Raw genomic sequence first — 22,781 nt, 5'->3', positions numbered from 1 at the left:
TTGGTATCTTCGTCGAATGGAAACCGCCCTCGTCGCCGAGTACCAGCGCCTGCAACACGATCCGGCCGCCCGGCAGCCGTTGGCGTACATGCGCCTGCGCCGCGCGATCCGCAACGTGATCGAGAACGGCGAGGTCCAGGTGGGCAATGCCCTGCCCAGCGAACGCGACCTGGCCAAGGCCCTCACCTTGTCCCGGGTCACCGTTCGCAAGGCCATCGGCGGCCTGGTGGAGGACGGCCTGCTCACCCAGCGACACGGCGCGGGCACCTTCGTCTCCGAGCGCATCGTCAAGCCGCTGTCGCGCCTGACCAGCTTTACCGACGACCTGCGCTCCCGCGGTCTCAACCCGCGGTCGGAGTTCTTCGAGAAGGCCATCGGTGAAGTCACGCCCGAGGAAGCCATGGCGATGAACCTGTCGCCCGGCACGCTGGTCGTTCGCCTGCACCGCCTGCGCTACGCGGGCGACGAACCGCTGGCGATCGAGCGCAGCGCGGTACCGCATGCCCTGCTGCCCGATCCCCACCTGGTCGAAGATTCCCTCTACGAGGCGCTCGACAAGCTCGGCAACCGCCCGCTGCGCGCGCTGCAACGTCTACGCGCCGTGGTGCTGGGCCCCGCACAAACCCGCCTTCTCCGCCTCTCGCCCGGCAGCGCCGGATTGAACATCGAGCGGCGCAGCTTCCTCGACGACGGACGCATCGTCGAATTCACCTGCTCCTGGTATCGCGGCGACATCTACGACTTCGTCGCGGAACTGCAAAGCGACTAAAGGCCCATCATGACGACCAAGCCGCAAGACACCCTGATGTACCGCGAAGCGCACGAGACCGCCGAGGTCGTGGAGCGCCAGCTCGCCCAGAACGAAGCGGTGGTGTCGGCGCTTGCCGAACGCCTGCGCGCGAACCCGCCGCGCATGGTCATCACCTGCGCACGCGGTAGCTCCGACCATGCCGCGATGTACGCCAAGTACGTGTTCGAGACCCAGCTCGGCGTCGTGACGGCTTCGGCCTCGCCGTCGGTCACCTCGATCTACCACGCCGACCAGCACCTCGATGGCGCGCTCTATGTCGCCGTCTCGCAGTCGGGCAAGAGCCCGGACCTGGTCCGCAACGCCGAGGCCGCCAAGCGGGCCGGTGCCTATGTGGTCGCACTGGTCAACGTGATCGACTCGCCGTTGGCCCAGGTCGCCGATGTGGTCGTGCCGCTGCATGCTGGCCCGGAAAAGAGCGTGGCCGCGACCAAGAGCTATCTTGGCGCGCTGTTCGCCATCCTGCATATCGCCGCTCGCTGGAGCGGCAAGAAAGACATCGCCGATGCGCTGACCGCACTTCCGGCGCAGCTGCGCGCGAACTGGGAAGCCGATTGGTCGTCGCTCACCGACGGCCTGGTCACCGCGCACAACCTGTTCGTGGTCGGTCGTGGTTTCGGTTTCGCCGCCGCGCTCGAAGCCGCGCTCAAGTTCAAGGAAACCTCCGGCATCCACGCCGAAGCCTTCAGCGCCGCCGAGGTGAAGCACGGCCCGATGGCCATCGTCGGCCCCGGCTTCCCCGTGCTGTTCTTCGCCCAGAACGACGACACGCTGCCGAGCGTGCTCGACGTGGCCGCCGAGTTCCGCAAACGCGGTTCCCGCGTGTGGGTGGCAGCCCCGGGCGTGCAAGGCGAGGACATCCTGCCGCTGGTCACCAGCGCGCCGATCGCCGCTCCGCTGATCGCCGTGCAGAGCTTCTATCGCGCCACGGCGGCGCTCGCGCTGAAGCGCGGTTTCAATCCGGACGTGCCGCCGCACCTGAACAAGGTCACCGAGACGGTATGACGTGGAGCGGGAGAAGGGAGTCGCACCTTGAAGGTTCCGTCACTCACCGACCGCTTCTCCCTTCTCCCGCCTCCCTTCTCCCACCCCCATCAAGGACTCCCCCATGACCCTCGCCCTCGTCAACGGCCGCGTACTCACCGACAACGGATTCCAGAGCGGCTTCGCCGTGCTGGTGGACGACGGGGTCATCACCGGGCTGGCCCTGCCGTCGGATCCGCGCGTGCGCGCCGCTGAACGCCATGACCTGGGCGGCCGCACCTTGCTGCCGGGCTTCATCGACTGCCAGGTCAACGGCGGCGGCGGCGTACTGTTCAACGACGAGCCCACGGTGGAAGCCATTCGCCGCATCGGCGAGGCGCACGCGAAATTCGGTACCACGGGTTTCCTGCCCACCCTGATCAGCGACGATGCCGACGTGATGGCCAAGGCCATCGACGCAGTGAACACGGCAGTGGAGCAGGGTGTGCCGGGCGTGCTCGGCATCCATCTGGAAGGCCCGTTCATCGCCCCGGAACGCAAGGGCGTGCACGACCCGAAGAAATTCCGCATCGCCAATGCCGACGATATCGCGATGGTCGCCCGTCGCCACGGCGGCGTGACCTTGCTGACCCTCGCACCGGAACGTGCGGATGACGAGGTACTGCGCCAGCTGGTCGCGAACGGTGTGATCGTCTGCGCCGGCCACACCGCTGCCGACTACGACACCACGCGCAAGGCGCTGCAACTTGGCGTGCGCGGCTTCACCCACCTGTTCAACGCCATGACGCCGTTCACCAGCCGCGAGCCGGGCGTGGTCGGCGCCGCGCTGGACGACGAGGGCAGCTGGTGCGGTCTGATCGCCGACGGCCACCATGTGCATCCGGCGTCGCTGCGCGTCGCCATCAAGGCGAAGGCGCGCGAGAAGATGATCCTGGTGACGGATGCGATGCCGCCGGTCGGTTCCGACGATCCGAACTTCGTGTTGAAGGGCGAGACAATCACCGCACGCGACGGCATCTGCCAGACCGCCGATGGCACGCTCGCCGGTTCGGCGCTGGACATGGCCACCGCCGTGCGCAATACGGTTGACATGGTCGGCGTGCCGCACGATGAAGCAGCGCGCATGGCGTCCACCTATCCGGCCGCCTTCCTCGGCCTCGATCGCACGCACGGCCATATCGCCGCCGGGTACCGCGCCGACTTCGTGGTGACCGACAACAACCACGACGTCGTCGAGACCTGGATCGGTGGCAAGAAGGTCTACGGTGCCGCATGAGCGGCGAGCGTAGCGAACGGCTGTTCTCCTACGGCACGCTGCAACTGGACAGCGTGCAGTTGAGTTCGTTTGGACGCCTGCTCGAAGGCGAAGCCGACACCATGCCCGGCTACCGCAAGGACATGGTGGAAATCACCGATCCGGAGGTGCTGCGCGCAAGCGGCGAGCGCTTCCATCCGATCGTCTCGCATACGGGTGACCCCACCGACCAGGTCGATGGCAAGGTGTTCCGCATCACTGCCGACGAACTGGCGGCAGCGGATCGCTACGAGGTGTCCGATTACAAGCGCGTCAGCGTGACGCTGAAATCGGGACACGAAGCCTGGGTGTACATCAAGGCCTGACGTCGTTCCTGTGCACGCAACAACGACGGGTTTCGCATAAAAAAGGCCGGCGAATCCGCGCCGGCCAGGATGGGAGATCGCAGGGCATCTGGGTACGTCGCCCGGATGCCCTCGTGGTGTCTTAGAAGTCGTAACGCACGCCGAAACGGAAGTAGCGGGGATTCTGGAAAGCCAGCGGACGCTGGTAGTCCTGGCTGGCGACCGGAACGCCATTGCGGATGGTGCCGGTTTCACCCACGTCGACCTGGGCGATCGGACGCTGGCTGCCGACGACATTGAACACCGCCGCCGTGAAGGCCAGCGGCTGCTTCTCGCCAGCCCACAACGGACGGTATTCGGCGTTGAGGTCGAGGTTCCAGGTGTACGGCAGACGCCCCCTCGAACCGCGCGGCGACGGCTTCAGGCCGCACTCGAAGTACGACGCGCCGTAGTCGATGGCATCGACGGGATCCACGCCGATGCAGTTCTTGGGACGCCCCGTGGCGACGGCAACGTTCGCACCGAACAGCCATTCGGGCGTGGCCTGGAAGTAGCCATACGCCTTCAGCTGGTGGGTGCGATCGTTCGGCAGCACGCCATTGGTGTACTGCATGATCTCTGGCGCATCCCAGTCCTGCGTCACCGAGGGATCGAGCTGGCCGATGTCCGACTTCAACTGACCCTCGGAGTTGCCGTAGCTGCGCGAGAAGGTGTAGTCGATTCGACCGAACCAGTTGTCCGCGAAGTGGTGCTCCAGGTAGACATCGAGCGAGTAGTAGCTGCGCTTGAGATCGGGGAAGGGCACGTTGCCCGGCGGCGGCGAGGTGAAGTCGGCCTTGGTCAGGGCGAAGGGAACGAGCTTGCCGCCGCCCACGTCGACGAGGAAGGTGTTCGACTTGCCCGGATTGAACAGGTAGCAGCCCGGAATCGACGCGTTGCTGAGATCGATGCCGTTGCGCGCCGCGTAGGTCTCGAACGGTCGCGAATCGCAGAAGTCGTCGATGGAGCTCTTCAGCTTGCGATAAGTGGCCTTGGCGCCGTAGCTCCAGTCGGCGTTGATCGCCTTGTCGAAGCCCAGGATGTATTCGTCCTGGTAATAGGCCTTGATGCCCTGCGCGCCCACGGTCTTCGGGTTCGGAACCGTGCCATCCTCGCCATTGAGGTAGCGGCGCGAGCCGAGCAGCTGCGTACCGGTGGGCTCGCCATTCGGACCCACGCCCGTATAGGAGTAGTACTCGCTGTAGTACGTGGAGGCCGATGCGGCGCGGATCGCGACGTTCGACGGAATGGCCAGATGGTAACGGCCGGCATTGGCGTACACCTTGAACGTGGAGTCCCCGAACACGTCCCAGGTCACGCCCAGTCGCGGCGCCAGCTGGTGACGCTGCTTCACGTAGACGTCGCCGTTGCCGTTGATGTTCTTGAACTGCTCGTTGCGCAGGCCAACGTAGGCCATCCAGCGATCGGAGACCTGCCAGCGATCCTCGATGAACTGCGCTTGCTGCTCCGTCTTGACCGAGGCACCGGTCTGAAACAGGCGCTTCTCGACGAAGTACGGGGCACCGGGCGGCGGCACGATGTCGGGACGGTTGGGCACGTCGCCGGCGTCCTTGTACACCCAGCGGTAACCGCCTTCGTAGACGTTGCCGGAATAAGATTCCAACGTCTGGTTGTCGATACCGACACGCAGGTCGTGGTCGCCGATGTGGTACTCCACATCGAGACGATAGCCGTGGGTCTTGTCGCGCGCGCCCTGGCCGAGCACGGTGTTGTTGACCAGGCCGCAACCGGTGATCGGCGTGGAGACCGTTCACTGATCGGTGATCCAGGGGCAGTTGCCGCTGTCGGCGTAGTTGAGGTTACGCACGTGACGCGTACGCGAACGGCCGTACAACGCGTTGATCGTGAGATCGTCGGTGATGTAGCCCGTGTACTTGCCAATGTAGACATCGCCACCCGGCGCGGAACCCGGACCCGCGTCGAAGTTCTTCAGGTTGTCGGTACCGATGTAGTTCGCGCGGCTACCGGACGCGTAGTCGTAGGCGTAGACGCTGCGCTCGGTATTGGTCTTGTCGCCGATGCCGGTCAGTTCGAGGATGTGGCTGTCGGTGATGTTCCAGTCGATCTTGGCCATCCACTTGGTGGCCTTCTGCTCCTGGTTCGTTTTCTGCGGTGACGTGATGGGGCTGATGTTCTTGCTGTTGGACCGCGTGAAGTCGGCGGCGGCGAACAGGAACAGTTTGTCCTTGATCAGAGGACCGCTGATGTAGCCGGTGTACTGCGTATCGTTGCTCTTGTTCTCGGAGCGCGTCTGGTAGATCGTGCCGTTCTTGCGGTAGATGTTGCGCGGGCTCTGGCGCAGGCCCGAAGGCTGCCAGTACATGCCGACGCCGCCCTTCCACTCGTTGCCGCCGCGCTTGGTCACGATGTTGATCACGCCGCCGGTGGAGCGACCGTATTCCGCACCGTAGCCGCCGGTGAAGATCTGCTGCTGGTCGATGGCGTCGTACGGCAGGCTGGTGAAGCCCAGCCCGGTGAGGGCGTTGGTCACCGCGTAGCCGTTGATGTAGTACTGGTTTTCCGAGGCCGACGAACCGCCGAACGAAGCAACGTTGCCGTAGCGACTGTCACCTGAGATCACGCCGGGTGCCAGCAAGGCGGCAGCGGTGACATCGCGGGCGAGCGGCAGTTTCTGCAACTGCTGCGAGGTCAGCACCGTGCGCGAGTCGACCGACGAGACGTCGATGGCGGGCAGGGCGTTGCCGGTGACCTGTACGCCTTCCAGGTTCTGCGCGGCGCCGGCATGGGCCGCGGCGGACGCACCGGCGAAGGAGACATCGACGCCGCTGCCCAAGGCCACCTGGACCTCGTCGCGGGTCTCGACCACCTGGTCGCCTCGCTGAAGGGTGATCTTGTAGCGGCCGACCGGCAGGGACGAGACGCGGTAACGACCTTCCGCATCCACGCCGGTATCGCGGCTGAAGCCGGTGTCGAGGTTCTGCAGGCGCACGGTGGCACCTTGGGGCTGGCTCACCCGGCCGAAGACGACGCCGGAAGCGTTGGACTGGGCGAGGGCGGAGCCGCTGGCGAAACAAAGCACGAGCGCGGCGCAAAGCGAAGAACGTCGCGGCAGGACGCCGCGAAACATGGAACGGGCCATATTGTGGTCTTCCCGGAATGGACAGCAAGGTGACGGCCGCAGCACGACCGCCAAGCAAGTGCGCATCTGATGACCACCACGCCCGACCGTTACCCCCGTCCAGGCGCCCGCCCGTGCGCAATCTCTTGCGCTTCGGTGAGCATCCAGACCGGTTTAGCCGCAATTGCTTACGGGTGTCAAGCGATTGTTAGGAATTCGTGACACGCGACACCCCTGCGGCTAAAGTGGCGCCGTTCGGGTGTCCCGCCGGCCAAATGGCCTTCGGGATGAAACGGGAAGCCGGTGCGCCGCGTCGCGGCAAGGCCGGCACTGCCCCCGCAACGGTAAGCGCCGGGAGGCTTCACCTCCCCCGAAGCCGGTAGAAGCCACTGCGAAAGCGGGAAGGCGCCGGCACCGGATGGCGCGAGTCCGGAGACCGGCCCGATGGAAATCTCCACGACCTTTCGTGGGGTTTCGCCTGTTTCGGACGATTCGCGGAGGGCGGATCCGGACTGCCCCGTGGCCGATCCGGTCGCGCGCGTTCGTCTTTCCTCCCGTGGCGTCCATCGCCCTGTGATTGCCGCCACCCCGCGGCGGAGGAACCCGTCTCATGAAGAAGACCCTGCTCGCGATGGCCCTGCTGTCGACCATCGCCGCCGCCCACGCGGCCGACACCCCCGACCACCTCGATCCCGTGGTGGTGACCGCCAACCGTGCGCCCACGCCGCTGGACGAGGTGCTGGCACCGGTCACCGTGATCTCGCGCGACGACATCGAGCGCATGCAGCCGGTCAACGTGCAAGACCTGCTGAACGGCCTGCCGGGCATCTCGATGACCAGCACCGGCGGTATCGGCCAGCAGACCTCGTTGTTCATGCGTGGCACGAACGGCAACCACACCCTCGTCCTGATCGACGGCGTCCGCGTGGGCGCCATCGGCACCGGCGCCGCCGCCTACGAACAGCTGCCGGTCGAGCAGATCGACCATATCGAGATCGTCCGCGGTCCGCGCTCCAGCCTCTACGGCTCGGACGCCATCGGCGGCGTGATCCAGATCTTCACCCGCCGCGGCCAGGCCGGTGAGGCGCCCACGCCCAGCATCACCGTCGGCGGCGGCAGCCACGGCTACACCAACGGCCAGGTCGGCCTGTCGGGTGGTACCCAGCACGGCTGGTACAACGCCAGCCTCGGCGGCCAGTACACGACGGGCATCAACGCCTGCCGCGTCGGCGCCGCGAAGGCCGGTGCTGGCTGCTTCACCGACGAGCCGGACCATGACGCGTTCCGCAACTACAACGGCGCGCTGTCCGGCGGTTACCGCTGGGACAACGGTACCGAACTGACCGGCACCTGGCTGCGCAGCAAGAGCAACATCGAGTACGACGGCGATTTCCAGAACCTCAGCCGCCTCACGCAGCAGGTCGCGGGCGCCAAGCTGGCCTTCGACGTGCTGTCGAACTGGCGCATGTCCGTCAGCCTGGGCCAGAACCAGGATCGCGGCGACAGTTACCTGAACGGACAGGGCAAGACGGTGCTCGATCCGAACACCTTTGAGCCCATCCTCAACAATCCCGACAAGTACCGCACCGGTTACCTGTATTCGAAGCGCAACCAGGCCTCCTGGCAGAACGACATCGCCCTGGCCCCAGGCCAGACCCTGACCGCCGGTGTCGACTTCCAGCAGGAAAAGCTGAACAGCTCCACTGCCTACACCCGCGACAGCCGTGACAACACGGGCGTGTTCGCCCTGTATCAAGGCGTGTTCGGCGCCCACGAAGTGCAACTGTCGGCACGCCACGATCACAACAACCAGTTCGGCAACCACACCACCGGTTCGGCGGCTTACGGCTATTCGCTTGGCGACGGCATGAAGCTGACGGCGTCGTACGGCACCGCGTTCCATGCGCCGACGTTCAACGACGAGTACTACCCGTACTTCGGCGTGCAGTCCCTGAGCCTCAAACCCGAGACATCGCGCACGGGCGAGATCGGCCTCTCGGCCCATCAAGGCGTGTGGAACTGGGCGGTGAACGCCTACCAGACCACGGTGAGCGACCTGATCACCCTCGACGACCACTTCGTGCCGGTGAACGTGAGCAAGGCACGCATCCGTGGCCTCGAGGGCCAGGTCGGCGCCGATGTGAACGGCTGGCACCTGCGCGGCTACGCCACCTTCCAGCAGCCGAAGAATCGCAACGCCGGCGAGCAGCATGACAACCTGCTGGCCCGCCGCCCGGAGCGCTTCGCACGCGTGGACCTGGACAAGGACCTCGGCGCCTTTACCGTCGGCGGCTCGTTCTACGCCGCCGGCTACCGGTATGACGATGCGGCAAATACCCGTCGCCTCGGTGGCTACGCCACCACGGACCTCCGTACCACCTGGCACGTGGACAGCGACTGGAGCGTGCAGGGCCGCGTGGCGAACGTAGGCGGCAAGCGCTACGAAACGGCGGCCTACTTCAACCAACTGGGCCGCACGTACTACCTGACGGTGCGTTACTCGCCGAGCCGGTGACACCGCGGACAGGGTGACCCGGCGTGTGTCACACGCCCGAAAAGCCCTGACCGCAAAGTGCGAAGATAAACGGGCGCCCCCTGCCTTCCGGCAGGGGCCTGACCATAGGCACAGCCACAAGGAAGCCCGGACAGCATAAAGTGCGCCCGGGCGCGGGTGTGTCTCCCGCGATCACAGGGAGTGTCGTGAATTTCTTTGCACCATTCATTCGCCGGCCGATCGGTACCTCGCTACTGGCGGTCGGACTGACCATTGCCGGTTTCCTGGCCTACCTGCTGCTGGGCGTCGCCGCGCTGCCCGCCGTGGAAGTGCCGGCCGTGTTCGTGCAGGTGCAGCTACCCGGTGCCAATGCCCAGACCATGGCCACGACGGTCATCGCGCCCCTGGAACGCCACTTCGGGCGGATTCCCGGCGTGGACCAGATGTACTCGAACAGTTCCGAAGGCAGCGGTTTCGTCCGCATCCGTTTCACGATGGACCGCACCACCGACGCTGCGGCCCGCGACGTCCAGGCAGCGATCAACGCATCGGCGGCCGACCTGCCGCCCGGCCTGCCAGCGCCCCCGCAGTACTTCAAGTTCGACACCGGCCAGATCCCCGTGCTGCTGGTGGCACTGACCTCCAAGTCGATGCCGCCAGACAAGCTGTTCGACCTCGTGGACACGCAGATTCGCCCCACCGTGGCGCAGATCGACGGCGTATCGCGCGTGCAGGTCTTCGGTGGCACGCCGCATGCGGTGCGCATCGAACTGAACACACAGGCGTTGGCCGCCAAGGGCCTTACCGCCAACGACGTGTCCAACGCGCTACGCGCGGCCAACGTGAATTCGCCCCAGGGCCTGCTCAGCGACGGCATGACCAATATGACCGTCATCGCCAACGACGGTCTGCGCGAGCCGGCGGAGTTCGCAAAGATCCTCATCGCCTCGCGCAATGGCGTCCCGGTACGCCTGTCCGATATCGCCACCGTCTACAGCGGCCAGCAGGACCAGTACCAGGCCGCGTGGTTCCAGGGCCAGCGCTCGGTCAGCATGCAGATCAACAAGCGACCGGAGGCGAACTCGATCGCCACGGCCGAGGCGATCCGCGCGGCGCTGCCGCGTTTCCGCGCGATGCTGCCGGCGGACGCCGAGGTGACGCCGATCTTCGATCTCACCCAGACCACCCAGTCCGCCCTGCACGAAGTGAAGGTGGCGCTGCTCATCAGTATCGTGATGGTGGTGCTGGTCATGCTGGTGTTCCTGAGGCGCCTGGGGCCCACCCTCATCGCGACCCTGAGCGTGCCCTTGTCGCTTGCCGGCGCTTTCGTGGTGATGTGGACACTGGGCTACACGCTCAACACCATGTCACTCATGGCGCTGGTGCTGTGTATCGGCTTCGTCGTGGACGATGCCATCGTGGTGATCGAGAACATCGTCCGCCACATGGAGAACGGCTCCGAGCCCATGCCGGCTTCTCTGGACGGCGTGCGCGAGATCGGCTTCACCGTGATCTCCATCACGATCTCGCTGGTGGCCGTGTTCGCGCCGTTGCTGTTCGGCAACAATATGATCACCAAGCTGTTGCGCGAGTTCTCCGTGACTCTCGCCTCGGCCGTGCTCATTTCGGCGATCGTGTCGCTGACACTGACTCCTGCGCTATGTGCCCGCTACCTCAAGCACGATCCGCCGGACCGCAAGCCCGGCAAGATCGAGCAACGCCTGGAGCGTTTCGACCGGGGCTTGCTGCGCGTCTATGAGCGCGCGCTGGATTGGGCGATGCATCATCGCCGGATCATGCGTTGGCAGCCGCTGACCTTGCTGATCGCCACGTTCCTGCTGGGTTTCGCCGTGGTGTAAACGGCGGGCGGCAACTTCATGCCCGATGAGGATACGGGCCTGCTGCAGGCGGAGGTCACCGCCGACGCCAACATCTCGCCCGAGGTGATGAGTGGCCGCCTGAAGCGAGTGGGCGAGATCATGCAGAACGATCCCGCCGTGATGGACGTCACCACGATCCTCGGCGGCGACAACGGCGGCGCGGTGGGCAACTCGGGCATGATGTTCATCGACCTCAAACCCAAGGGCAATGCCCCGGGGCAGCGACGCGACACCATCAAACAGGTCATGGAGCGACTCGGCAAGACCTACGAGAAGCTGGCCGACGTACAGGTCTTCATGACGCCGATGCAGTTCCTGGGTGGTGGTGGCAACAGCTCCAATCGCGGCCAGTATTCATTTCAGCTGATCAGCACCGACGGCGAAGACCTCCAACCCTGGGCGCTGAAGCTCGTGCGGCAGATGCGCACGATGAAGGAGTTCCGCGATGTCGGCAGCGACTTCGACGTGGTGGGAAAGCAGCAGATGCTCACGGTCGATCGTGATACGGCCAATCGCCTCAACGTAACGATGGGCTTGATCGACACGGCATTGAACAACGCGTTCGGCCAGAGCCAGGTGTCGATCATCTACTCGGACATCAACCAGTATTGGGTGGTGCTCACCGCCACGGCCGCCCAGACCCTGACGCCGGAAGCGCTGCTCAACACCTACGTGAAAAGCTCCACGGGCAAGATGGTGCCTCTATCGGCCGTGGCCAAGATGATGCCGCGTGCGACGCCGATGGCCATCACGCACCAGAACCAGCTCGAATCGGCCGACATCACCTAAAACCTGCCGCCGGGCATCACCCCGGACAAGACCGACGCGCTGGTCGAGCAGGCGTTGCGCGCCATCCATCTTCCTTCCGGCATCCGCATGGACGCCACCGGCATCAACCAACGCCTGCAGGATGCCAAGTCCAACGGCATGGTATTGCTGATCGGCGCGATCCTGGCTGTCTATATCGTGCTCGGCATCCTCTACGAGAGCCTGGGCCATCCGTTGACGATCCTGTCCACGCTACCGGCGGCGGGTGCGGGCGCCTTCCTCGCCATGCTGGTGACACAGACCCAGTTGACGCTGATGGCGATCATCGCGGTGCTGCTGTTGACCGGCATCGTGAGGAAGAACGCCATTCTCATGGTGGACTTCGCCCTGGTCGCCGAACGCGAGCACGGCATGACGCCCGTGCAGGCGATTCGTCAGGCGGCACTGGTACGCTTCCGCCCCATCACCATGACCACGCTCGTGGCGATGGGCGCGGCGCTACCTCTGGCGATCGGCTTCGGCGTGGGTTCGGAAATGCGCCGCCCGCTGGGTATCGCCATCGTCGGCGGCCTGCTGGTGTCGCAGCTGCTCACCCTGCTGAGCACCCCGGCGATCTACCTGTGGAACCACGACCGCAAGGAGCGCAAGGCACGGCGCAAGCGCCGCAAGCTCCTGAAGAAGCGGCTGAAGCGCTGGAAGGCGATACGCAAGAATCACGCCTGATTCCGCAACGCGCGTGCTACGCGACCGGGGTACGTATCGTCACCCCGGTCGCGTAGGACTCATCCCACGGCGTCCATCCACTACACGACCATTTATGAACCTGCATCCCGGTTGATGAGATGCCAATAGCATCAATGATCCGCGGACGACAGCAAGAATGACTGAGTGGATCCCTGGCTCCCCCTGATCACCGCATCTCTTCTTGCATGCATCGCCATGAACGGCAAGAAGCTCAAACCCGTCATGATCGGGATGTCCATCGCCTTGATGGTCATGAAAATGTTCGGCCTGATTCCGGTGATCTCCTTGTAGGAGCGCGCTTGCGCGCGATCTGCGGCAGCGGCAACCTGGCCGCATTCGCGGATCGCGCGCAAGCGCGCTCCTACAATAGTCAGGCGACGGCGGGCAGGACGCTGGCGTTTTTCCAGGTGCCCATGCGGTAGTACACCACCGTGATGAGGACCGATATCGCCGAACTGGCCGGGAACGCCCACCAGATGGCATCGGCACCCCATGAAGGTCCCAGCAGGTAGGCGAAGGGGTAGCGGATGAACCACATGGTGAGTGCCAGCACGCATAGCGGGAACATCACCGCGCCCGTGGCACGTACCACGCCGAACAGCACGAAGGTCACGCCGAACATCAGGTAGGACCACACCACGATCAGGTTCAGATGCTGCGCGATGCCAATGGCGGTGCTGTCGGAGCCGAGGAAGATCGACAGCGCTCCCCGATTGAACAGGCACACGATGATCACCAGCGCGCCGGTGAAGCCCAGGCTGGCGAGTACACCGGCACGGCCGATGCCGGGGATACGATCCCAGCGGCGTGCTCCGACGTTCTGCGCCACCATTGCCGACACCGCCGTACCCACGGCGATGGCGGGCATCTGGATGTAGTTCCACAGCTGCACCGCGGCGCCATAGGCGGCCGTGGTCTGCGAGCCATGGTGATTCACCAGCGACATCATGATGATCGCCGACGACGAGATCACGATCAGCTGGGCGCCCATCGGCATGCCCTTGAAGATCAGCGTACGCAGTACGGCGCGGTCGGGAATGAGCAGGTTCAGCTCATGGCGCTGGATGCAAAGGAAATACTTGCGGCGATACAGCCACGCGATCAGTGCAACGACGGAAATGACCTGGGCGATCAGCGTCGCCACCGCGGACCCGGCGATGCCCATACGTGGGATCGGGCCAATGCCGAAGATGAACACCGGATTGAGCGCGATATCCAGCACCACGGCAACGACCATGAAGAGCAGTGGCGTCCGCGAATCCCCTGCGCCACGCATCACCATCGCCAGCAGGGTGGACAGGTACGCCGACGGCAGCGCCAGGAAGATGATGCGAAGGTAGGCGATGGCGTAGGGCTGCGCGTCCGCTGGCGTGCCCATGGCGGCCAGCACCGTTGGCGTCGTGATGTAGCCCGCCGTCGCCACGAGGACCGAAAGAAGCACAAAGAAACCGAGGCCCGTGCCCACGACACGGCGTGCCTCGGCGATGTCGCGCGCGCCCAGCGCCTGGCCGACCATGATCGTGGTCGCCATGCCGATGCCGAAGACGACGCCGAGCAGGAAGAACAGGATGAGGTTGGCGTTAGCGGTAGCGGCGAACGCCGCTTCACCGAGGAAGCGGCCGATCCACATCACGTTGACCGAGGCGTTGAGCGACTGGAGGATGTTCGTCGCCAGGATGGGCAACGCGAACATCAGCAGCGTCCGTGCGATGGGGCCTTCGACAAACGAAGGGTTGGCTTTCATGCGTCGCTCCCGGTGCGCTCCACAAGGTGGCGCACATACTCGCGCACATCCTCGGGCCACGCCATGACGAGTTGGTCGAAACGCTCGGCTTCGCGACGATGGAACGCGCGCGACGCCTCCTCGTATCCCGGCAGGTCACCGGCCAGCGCGAACATCACGCGGTCGACCGCTTCGCGGGCCTGGCGGACACGATCCGCCGGGGCACCTTCGCGACTGGCGCTTTCCACGAGTCGGCGCAGCACCACCGAAGAACCGCCCGGCTGGCTGGCCAGCCAATCCCAATGGCGGGGAAGGAGGGTTACCTCACGAGCGACGACGCCAAGCTTCGGGCGACCCGGCCCACGCTTGACCGGCACCTCGACCTCGGTGTCCCCGGCAGGCAGCCGGGCGAGCACGTCGGAGACGGTACCGCGGTAGTCGATATCCACCGGCCGACCGGAGGTGTCGTCATAGACGATGGGTGACGCGTTCGGATGCTCGTCGAGCCATCGCTTGCAACGCTCGGCGACGTCCGCAAGCGAACCGGCAGCCACACGCACGTGGCCGTCGAAGGCGGCAAAGGAAGACATGGGCTATCTCACTGGATGGAGGCGACGGCGAGATATTACCCGGGTTAAATCATCTGTCAATCAATGTGCGCCCCACGCGTACGAATCCATCGACAGCACCCCATAGGTGATGCCGCCATCGATCGCGGTGGGGGTGTCGTCGCCGGCGGCACCCGCCGCCACGAGGAGGGGCAGGTAATGTTCTTCGGTGGGGTGGGCGCGGATCGCGCTGGGAGCAAGACGGCGATAGTCGAGCAGGGCGCGGGTGTCGCCAGCCAGCACGGCCTTGCGGCTCCAGTCGGCGAACTCCGCGGCATAGGCGGCATGGCCCTGGCCGCCGTCGCGGCGAATCTCGTAGAGGTTATGAGTGAGGCTGCCCGAGCCGACCACGACCACGCCGCGCTCACGCAAGGCGCCGAGCGCCTGACCAAGACGCAAAGCGCTCTCGGTGTCGAGGTTGTGCGGCATCGACACCTGGATCATCGGCACGTCGGCCTCGGGGCGCAGGTAACGCAACGGCACCCAGGCGCCATGGTCGTACCCGCGCTCGGCGTCCACCATGGCGACGAAGCCTGCGTCGATCAGCAACGATGCGGTCTCCGCCGCGAGCGACGGCGCACCGGCCGACGGATAGGTCAGCGTGTACAACTCCGGCGCGAAGCCGCCGAAGTCGTGGATGGTGGCCGGCTTGGCCGCCCCAGTGACGCGAATGCCGCAGGTCTGCCAGTGCGGGGACACCACCAGGATCGCCGCCGCGTCCGCCAGCGATTCGCCCAGCGCCGTCAGGCGCGAGCCGAGAAGGCCGGGCTCCAGGGCGAAGGTCGGGGCACCGTGGGAGATAAAGAAGGCGGGGGCGCGGGACATGGGGACACCTGGGGACGGTCCGTGGCGGTTGCCACCCTCCCAATGTAGGCATTCTCCTCGCCGCCTTAAATCGTCTTCCGGCGAACGCATTGGCGCCGAATCGTGAACGACGAAACGCAAGTTTTTTCTTGCGGATGGAAAAGTTCCGTGGGAACCTTACATTTGCCTTACAGGAGTATGGCCGGACCACGACATGTCCGGCCCCCTTGTGGTCCCAGCGGGTCGGGAGGGACTAGAGGAGCAACATGATCATCTCACTAGAGGGGATCGAACCGGTCGCCGCAGGCGGCCGTCGTTTTATCTACGAGCATCCGGACGATCCGGCCCTGCTGATCAAGGTGATGCGCGCGGACAACCTGCAGCATCGCTGGTTCAACGCGCCCTGGTATCGCAGGCTGGCGCGCACCGGCCCGTATGTGAGCTACATGCGGGAATTCAAGGAATACCTGACCTCGCGCCGTTATTCGGACGAGCCCTCGCCCGTGGCCCGCATCATTGGCCTCGTCGACACCGACATGGGGCTGGGGCTGATCTCCGAGAAGGTGACGGGCGAGGACGGGCGCATGGCGCCGTCGCTGGAAAGCATGGTGAAGGCCCAGGGCATGACCCCGGCGATCAATGCGCTGATCAACCGCCTGTTCGAGGAAGTGCTGCGCCACTACGTGATCGTCAACGACCTGCACGCGGCCAATGTCGTGTACGGGACGGACTCGCGCGGCGGCCCGCGCCTGGTGATCATCGACGGCTTCGGCGAAAAGAACGTGCTGCCGCTCACCTCGATGAGTCGCCGGCACAACGCCCGACGCGCCCGCCTGAAGTTTGAGCGCCTGCGTGCCCAGCTCGCGGCCATCGACCAGGCGCGCCCTCGTCCATCGCCCGAGATGGTCCGCGCGCGCCCCACCGGCCAGACTTCGCGCGCGGCCTGACCCGCGTCAGGAGACGACCGGGTCCAGCGGCGTCGGTCGCGGGCCCAGCTGATCGAGCGGTACCGCGCGCGAGAACAGCCAGCCCTGCATGGAGACGCATCCTTCGGAGAGCAGCCAGCGGCGCTGGCGCTCGGTCTCCACGCCTTCGGCCACCACCTCCAGGTTGAGGCTGCGGGCCAGGAAGATGATCGAACGACAGATCGAGGTATCCACGTCATCCTGCAGCAGCGTCGCGGTGAAGTGACGATCGATCTTGATCTTGTCCAGCGGCAGGCGAGACAGGTAGGTGAGATTGGAGTAACCGGTACCGAAGTCGTCGAGCGCGACGCTCACGCCCAAAGCCCGCAATTCATGCAGCGTGCGGATCGCCCGCTCGGGTTCGTGCATGAAGGCGCTTTCGGTCAGCTCCAGCTCCAGCGAGGAAGCGGGTGCTCCGGTTTCCAGCAAGGCCTGGCGCACTTCGGCGACAAGGTCGGTATGCACCAGCTGCTGCACCGACACGTTCACCGAGATGCGGCAATCGGGGCCCAGTATCTCGGCGATCCGGCGCTGCCGACGGCAGGCCTCGCGTAGCACCCATTGGCCGATCTGTACGATCGCGCCAGTTTCTTCGAGCAAGGGGATGAGCCGGTCCGGCGAACCCAGGTCGCCCGGTGCGGATGGCCAGCGCAGCAACGCCTCCACGCCGATCACGCGACCGTCGTCACCGGCATGCTGGGTTTGCCACGCAAGTGCCAACTCGTGGTCGAGGTTGGCGCCGGACAGGCGGGTGAGCACGTTGAGGCGGGCCATCGCCACCGCATGCATGTCGGGCGAATAGCGCTTCCAAGTGTGGCGACCCGAGCGCTTCGCGTCGTACATGGCCGTATCGGCATTACGGATCAACGTGTCGGCATCGGCACCGTCGCGTGACGCAAAGGCCACGCCAATACTGCATTTCAGGCGCTGCACCGTGCCACCGACTTCCAGCGGCGCCTCGATGGCGTCCTGGATGCGCGGCAGCACGTCGAGCGCCTTGGCCGGCGAACAGGTGAAGGGCAGCACGGCCACGAACTCGTCGCCACCGAAGCGACCGATATGGCCTTCGCCTTCCAGCGCATCGCCCAGACGCAGCGTGATGTCACGCAGCACCTGGTCGCCAAGCGCGTGGCCGAGCGCGTCGTTGATGACCTTGAAATGGTCCAGGTCGATGAAGAGCACCATCAGGCCCAGGTTGTTCTTGCGCGATTCGAGCACCATCCGCTGCAAGGTCTCGCGTAGCGCGCGTCGATTGGGCAGGCCAGTGAGATCATCGTGCGTGGCCTGGTGGTTGAGGCGTTCCTCGTAGCTGCGCTGTTCGGTGACGTCGCGAACGATCACCAGCGTGCCCTGGCCATGCGCGTCATGCATGGCGGACAAGGCCAGTTCCGCCTCGAAGGGCATGCCTTCCTCCGGCTCCAACCATGCGGTGATGCTGCCACCCTCGCCACCGCGACGGATCGCGTCCAGCGCCGCGGTATCCATGAAGGCCGCCGCTTCACGGCCGACCAGGGTGCTGTCCTTGCAACCCAGTCGCTCTTCGGCGAGCCGGTTCGCGTAAGCGATGCGGTCCTCGCGCACGATCACCAGCGGCAACGGCACGCGGGCGAGCAGGCGCCGGTAGGCGGCTTCGCTCGCGGCGAGGTCGCGATCGCTGTGACGCAAACGCAGGCGGGTTTCGTGCAGCGCCGTGATTTCGGTGATCGTGCCGGCGAGGATCGACTTGCCGCCCTCGTCGGTGATCCGCGTGCCGCGCAGGTTCACCTGCACCTCGCGACCGTCGGGACGGCACAGGCGGTGCTCGATGTCGTAGGGGCCGTCGCCGTCATCGAAACGGCGCAGCCACTCCACCATCACCGGCTGGTCTTCCGGATGCACGAGCTTGTAGTAGGTGCCCTGTCGCCCGGAGGCGCGCTCGGGTGGCAGGCCGGTGATCTCGTGGACCTGGCCCGACCATGCGATGTCGCCGGTGGTGAGGTCAGCCTCCCACAGGCCGATATGGCCGGTGCGCTGCACGTCGCCCAGGTGACGCGCGGTGCGACTGAGGGCGTCGACGAGACGATCCTGCCGACGGTAGGCGCGCGAGAAGAGTCCCGCGCCGAGGTTGAGCAACAACACCAGTCCGAGTGTCGCCAGTACGGTCGGTTGCGCCTGGCGCAGCCATTCGTCGCGGATCGCCGCACGATCCAGTTCGGCCAGCGCCACAAAGGGGTAATGCGCCGACGAGGCCCACGCGTAGAGGTGTTCGTCGTCGTCACCGCCGCCGGCGCTGCCGGGCGAAGGCGGCTGGACATGCCAGGTCGGCCGGATATCGTCGCGATTGGCCGCGAAGAGGGTGCCGTCCGGCGAGAACACGGCCATCGCGCCGCCACCGGGCATCATGTGGCGCATGCTATCGCGCACGCGCGCCGCGTCGATGAGGGTGCCGAAGGCCGCGGGTCGATCCACCCTTGCGTCGGCGATCACCCGGATAGCGGCAGGCACGGTACCGCTGGTGGAGGCCACGGCGACACGTACGCCCACGCCGAGCGCCGTTCGACGGGGCATGCCCATGCCGGGGCGCCAGTCCGAGGCGGGATTGCCCACGGCGGCGAGCACGTCGCCATCGTCCTCCAGCGCCACGAAACCGGGAAGCTCCGGATGACGCGCCTGCACCTCGGCGAGGCGACGACGAAGGGGTTCCTCCTCCGGACCATCCACGGCGTTACGCAGGGCGAGCAGGGGGCCCAGGCTGGCATCAACCTGCTGGTCGACCACGCGGACCAGCGAACTGGCCACGCCGGATACCTGCCGGCGGTAACCCGCCAGCAGACGCTGGTAGCCATCCACCTGCAGCGCGCCCACGATCGCCACCACGCCGGCGCTCACCGCCAGCGACACGGCCCAGGTGGCCAGACGCATCCGGCGGGCCCGCTCGCTTCTGGCTGCCTTTGCCCTCGCTTCCCGCACCGTCCCGGAATCCCTCGCCAAGTAACCCCTACCACCCACACGCGATGCGATGTGGGAACCCGTGCGTCGTTAACGGCAGTCCGCAGACCGCCTTGAACGCCCCGACCCCAAGAGGGTTTTGCCGATCTTGCTCCCTTTGGCATGAAATTTCTTATAGCTCCCCCCTTTATTCACGCTCGCTGGACACTATTTACCGAACGATGCGGTTCACAAACTTGCGACCGTTCATAACAACGACAAAAGCGTCTCCCCGATCAAGGACTCTCCCCCCATGCGTCCCTCACGCCTCGCCCTCGGCGCCCTCGCCGCCCTTTCCCTCGCCGCCGTCGCCGCACCCGCCGCCGCCACGCATCTGGAAGTCCAGGGTGGCCGCAGTTACATGGATAGCTACGGCACGCCGGCATTCTTCGTCGAAGCGGTGTTCGATCCGCACCAGATGGGCCAGAGCCGTTTCACCTGGTCGCCCGATGTCTCCATCGGCTATATCAAGGGCCGTGACATCGGTCGCTATCGCGATGCCAGCCCGGGTGTGCGGAACAATGTCTGGATCGGCGCCGCGGGCGCGCGCCTGCATTACGGCAACGAAGGCGACTGGTACCAGCCGTTCTTCTTCAGCTTCCAGGTCGCCGGCGCGGCGGGTGGGCACACGCAGGCCCTGTCCACCGGCTACGAATTCGTGAGCACGCTGGGCTACCAGTTCAAGAACGTCAGCTTCCAGATCCGCCACATTTCCAACGGCAGCTTCAAGAAGCCGAACCGTGGCGAGACGATGGCACTGGTGGGTATCGGCTTCGATATGTGACCCAGGTCGTTCGATGCATATAAAAAAAGCCCGACCGTCACCGGTCGGGCTTTTTTATGGCCATGCTTGAAGCCTAAAGTCAGCAGCGTCGATGACGCAGGTTGCCCGAGCAATTGACGAGCTGCCGCACACCCTCGGGATAGGTGGCGTTGACGGCCGACTTACCCACCGAACCCCGACCCGTGAGGCACGAGGCACGAATCGCACACATACCGCGGGATACGTCGATATCCATCGGCACGGAGCAGGTGCTGGCGGCCGCTGACTGGCGAAACGCCTGGCGGCACTGGTCGGGACTCGGGCCAGAAGGCTCCGAGAAGGCGCCGGTGATGTTGCTGGCGATGGCACCCTGCGATGCGAAGAGAAGGCAAGCGGCGATGAACGCTGTCGTCCTGGTCATGTGTGACTCCGTATGGGGGCCGAGCATTCTTCGTCTTGCACGCCGCGTAGGCTATCGCCGCAACCCTAGCAAGACGTAGGCGTTCGCCCCGCCCGAACGACGGTCAACAACGCCCATTGCGCAGGTTGCCGTTGCAGTTCACCAGGTCCCGCACGCCTTGCGGATAGGTGCCACCGCCGGTCGTGACGTTCCAGGTATAGCCGTCGGACTTCGCGCAATCGGCGCGAAACGAGCAGAAATTGCCGACAGCGGTGGTGATCAGCACCTGGCAGGTACGCCAGGCCGTGGACTGCGCGAAGGCCTGGTTGCACTGCGCTTCGGTAGCCATGGGACCGACCTGCCAACCCGCCGGTGCCTCGTCGGCGAGTGCCGGCACAGACAGCGTGGACAGCCCTGCGACAAGGAACGCTTTCATCCGCTTCATGGAGTTCTCCTGGGCACGGCGACATTGCCGTGGTCACCAGCATCCCCGCGACGCGGCGCAGGCCCTATGGAAGGATTCTGAAAACCCAAAAGGAAAAAGCCCGGCGAGCCGGGCTTTTTCTTCGATGCGATCGATCAGTGACCCGACGCTGCCGGTCCGGCCTTCGCCGTGAACGGTGGCTTGGCGAGCCAGACCACGAACACCAGCGCGAAGAAGACGTAACCGAGCAGGTGGAAGACCTCGTTGAACGAGATCTGGTAACCCTGCTGGGTAACCATCTGGTTCACTGCCGCCGCCGCGTACTGCGGATCGCCGTGGCCGATCTGGGTCAACGCCGCCTGCGCGTCCGGGTTGAACGCCGTGATGTTCTCCGCCAGGCGTTCGTGGTGGACGATGGCGCGGCGGTCCCACAGGAACGTCGTCAGCGACGCCGCGAAACTACCGCCCAGCGTACGCAGGAAGGTGGCCAGGCCCGAACCCGATGCGATCTCGCGGGGTTGCAGGTCGGACAGCAGGATCGACAACACCGGCATGAAGAACAGCGCCACGCCGAGGCCCTGGATCAGCTGGACGCCCGCGACATGGTAGAAGTCGATGTCGAGGTAGAAGTCCGAACGCATGAAACAGGTGGCACCCATCACCAGGAACGCACCGGTCGCCAACAGGCGCAAGTCGAACTTGTGCGCGTAGCGACCCACGAACGGCGTGAGGATCACCGGCAGGATGCCCAACGGCGCCGCCGCGAAGCCCGCCCATGTCGATGTGTACCCCACGTTGCGTTGCAACCACTGCGGCACGAGCAGGCCGATGGCGAAGAACGCCGCGTAGGCCAGCACGAGACATAGCGTGCCCATCGCGAAGTTGCGGTGGCGGAACAGGCGCAGATTGACGATGGGGTCCTTGTCGGTGAGTTCCCAGATGAGGAACACCGCCAAGCCGATCGCCGCGATGATGCTGGTGACGATGATAAACGAGGAATTGAACCAGTCCTCGTCGTTACCCTTGTCGAGCACCACCTGCAACGCGCCCACGCCGATCACCAGCGTGATCAGGCCCACGTAGTCGACACGCGGCTTCTCGGTGGTTTCCGGGCGCCCCTTCATCTGGTTGGCGACCACCATGCTGGCGAAGATGCCGATGGGGACGTTGATGAAGAAGATCCACGGCCAGGTGTAGTTGTCGGTGATCCAGCCGCCCAGGATCGGGCCCGCGATGGGCGCCACGACGGTCACCATCGCCAGCAGCGCCAGCGCCATGCCGCGTTTGGCAGGTGGATAGATCGAGATCAGCAGGCTCTGCGTGATCGGATACATCGGACCGGCCACCGCGCCCTGGATGGCGCGGAACAGGATCAGCATGCTCATGCTCTGCGCGATACCGCACAGGAACGAGGCCATCGAGAACAGCAGCGTGGCCCATACGAACAGCTTGGTCTCACCAAAACGACGGGTGAGGAAGCCGGTGAGCGGCAGCGCGATCGCGTTGCTCACCGCGAACGAGGTGATGACCCATGTGCTCTGGTTGGAGCTGACGCCGAGGTTGCCCGCGATAGTGGGCAACGATACGTTCGCGATCGTGGTGTCCAGCACCTGCATGAAGGTCGCGAGCGATAACCCGATCGTGGACAGCGCCAGATTGGGCGGTCGAAATTCGGTGCTCATGGAAGAACCTGATCGTTGGAGGAGGAGGC

Annotated in this window: 17 protein-coding genes, 1 pseudogene and 1 riboswitch; of the genes and pseudogenes, 8 read left to right on the top strand and 10 right to left on the bottom strand. The window is 65.3% G+C overall.

What is annotated here, in order from left to right; genetic code table 11:
* The first annotated feature begins 16 nt into the window (after positions 1-16).
* The 4 genes from GAK28_RS13615 (at position 17) to GAK28_RS13600 (ending at position 3,412) form a co-directional block, all read left to right on the top strand.
* Entirely contained in the window at positions 17-769 is a 753-nt protein-coding gene (locus GAK28_RS13615) for a GntR family transcriptional regulator (protein WP_291779986.1), read from the top strand.
* A 9-nt stretch (positions 770-778) separates the two neighbouring features.
* The gene (locus GAK28_RS13610; protein ID WP_291779984.1) at positions 779-1,813 is read left to right on the top strand and encodes an SIS domain-containing protein; all 1,035 of its coding nucleotides are present in this window, start codon (positions 779-781) and stop codon (positions 1,811-1,813) included.
* 103 nt (positions 1,814-1,916) lie between these two features.
* On the top strand, positions 1,917-3,068 hold the full coding sequence (gene nagA / locus GAK28_RS13605) for an N-acetylglucosamine-6-phosphate deacetylase (protein WP_291779982.1): 1,152 nt from the start codon (positions 1,917-1,919) through the stop codon (positions 3,066-3,068).
* Positions 3,065-3,412, top strand: coding sequence for a gamma-glutamylcyclotransferase family protein (locus tag GAK28_RS13600; RefSeq protein WP_291779980.1), 348 nt, complete (start codon positions 3,065-3,067; stop codon positions 3,410-3,412). The genes nagA and GAK28_RS13600 overlap by 4 nt, the downstream gene beginning before the upstream one ends.
* 121 nt (positions 3,413-3,533) lie before the next feature.
* On the opposite strand, the gene GAK28_RS13595 is transcribed toward GAK28_RS13600, so the two are convergent.
* Positions 3,534-5,156: a TonB-dependent receptor gene (locus GAK28_RS13595; RefSeq protein WP_291779979.1), complete on the bottom strand. Its 1,623-nt coding sequence runs from the start codon at positions 5,154-5,156 to the stop codon at positions 3,534-3,536.
* Positions 5,157-5,201: 45 nt separating this feature from the next.
* Complete coding sequence (locus GAK28_RS13590; protein ID WP_291779976.1) at positions 5,202-6,551, bottom strand: TonB-dependent receptor; 1,350 nt, start codon at positions 6,549-6,551, stop codon at positions 5,202-5,204.
* A gap of 219 nt (positions 6,552-6,770) precedes the next feature.
* Positions 6,771-6,990, top strand: a riboswitch (cobalamin riboswitch).
* A gap of 150 nt (positions 6,991-7,140) precedes the next feature.
* Here GAK28_RS13590 and GAK28_RS13585 point away from each other — a divergent pair.
* Both GAK28_RS13585 and GAK28_RS13580 read left to right on the top strand, forming a co-directional pair.
* Positions 7,141-9,045 (top strand): TonB-dependent receptor, encoded by a 1,905-nt coding sequence (locus GAK28_RS13585; RefSeq protein WP_291779974.1) that lies wholly within the window; start codon positions 7,141-7,143, stop codon positions 9,043-9,045.
* 185 nt (positions 9,046-9,230) lie between these two features.
* Positions 9,231-12,395 (top strand): annotated as a pseudogene (locus tag GAK28_RS13580) (efflux RND transporter permease subunit).
* Between the two features lie 131 nt (positions 12,396-12,526).
* Here the strand turns inward: GAK28_RS13580 and GAK28_RS13575 are convergent.
* Genes GAK28_RS13575 through GAK28_RS13560 form a run of 4 tightly spaced genes read right to left on the bottom strand, consistent with a single transcriptional unit; the run spans position 12,527 to position 15,572 of the window.
* Entirely contained in the window at positions 12,527-12,769 is a 243-nt protein-coding gene (locus GAK28_RS13575; protein ID WP_291779971.1) for a hypothetical protein, read from the bottom strand.
* A 17-nt stretch (positions 12,770-12,786) separates the two neighbouring features.
* Positions 12,787-14,160, bottom strand: a complete 1,374-nt coding sequence (locus GAK28_RS13570) for an MATE family efflux transporter (protein ID WP_291779968.1) — start codon at positions 14,158-14,160, stop codon at positions 12,787-12,789.
* Complete coding sequence (locus tag GAK28_RS13565) at positions 14,157-14,729, bottom strand: DUF2239 family protein (protein ID WP_291779965.1); 573 nt, start codon at positions 14,727-14,729, stop codon at positions 14,157-14,159. Before GAK28_RS13565 ends, GAK28_RS13570 begins: the two co-directional genes overlap by 4 nt.
* 60 nt (positions 14,730-14,789) lie before the next feature.
* A complete protein-coding gene (locus GAK28_RS13560) occupies positions 14,790-15,572 on the bottom strand; it encodes a class III extradiol ring-cleavage dioxygenase (protein WP_291779962.1) in 783 nt (260 codons plus the stop codon).
* 245 nt (positions 15,573-15,817) lie between these two features.
* Here GAK28_RS13560 and GAK28_RS13555 point away from each other — a divergent pair, with 245 nt between their 5' ends.
* Positions 15,818-16,498, top strand: coding sequence for a YrbL family protein (locus tag GAK28_RS13555; protein WP_291779958.1), 681 nt, complete (start codon positions 15,818-15,820; stop codon positions 16,496-16,498).
* 6 nt (positions 16,499-16,504) lie between these two features.
* Here GAK28_RS13555 and GAK28_RS13550 read toward each other — a convergent pair whose 3' ends face one another.
* Complete coding sequence (locus tag GAK28_RS13550) at positions 16,505-19,417, bottom strand: GGDEF domain-containing phosphodiesterase (RefSeq protein WP_291779956.1); 2,913 nt, start codon at positions 19,415-19,417, stop codon at positions 16,505-16,507.
* A gap of 319 nt (positions 19,418-19,736) precedes the next feature.
* On the opposite strand from GAK28_RS13550, the gene GAK28_RS13545 reads away from it, so the two are divergent.
* Complete coding sequence (locus tag GAK28_RS13545; protein WP_291779953.1) at positions 19,737-20,267, top strand: acyloxyacyl hydrolase; 531 nt, start codon at positions 19,737-19,739, stop codon at positions 20,265-20,267.
* Between the two features lie 79 nt (positions 20,268-20,346).
* On the opposite strand, the gene GAK28_RS13540 is transcribed toward GAK28_RS13545, so the two are convergent.
* From GAK28_RS13540 to GAK28_RS13530, 3 genes are all read right to left on the bottom strand, one after another.
* Entirely contained in the window at positions 20,347-20,667 is a 321-nt protein-coding gene (locus GAK28_RS13540) for a hypothetical protein (RefSeq protein WP_291779950.1), read from the bottom strand.
* Between the two features lie 103 nt (positions 20,668-20,770).
* Entirely contained in the window at positions 20,771-21,091 is a 321-nt protein-coding gene (locus GAK28_RS13535; protein WP_291779947.1) for a hypothetical protein, read from the bottom strand.
* Positions 21,092-21,225: 134 nt separating this feature from the next.
* Entirely contained in the window at positions 21,226-22,752 is a 1,527-nt protein-coding gene (locus GAK28_RS13530) for a DHA2 family efflux MFS transporter permease subunit (RefSeq protein WP_291779944.1), read from the bottom strand.
* Positions 22,753-22,781: the final 29 nt, after the last annotated feature.

The sequence above is a fragment of the Luteibacter sp. genome, assembly GCF_009912395.1.
Lineage (GTDB): Bacteria > Pseudomonadota > Gammaproteobacteria > Xanthomonadales > Rhodanobacteraceae > Luteibacter.
This window is presented reverse-complemented; position numbering and strand designations above follow the sequence as displayed.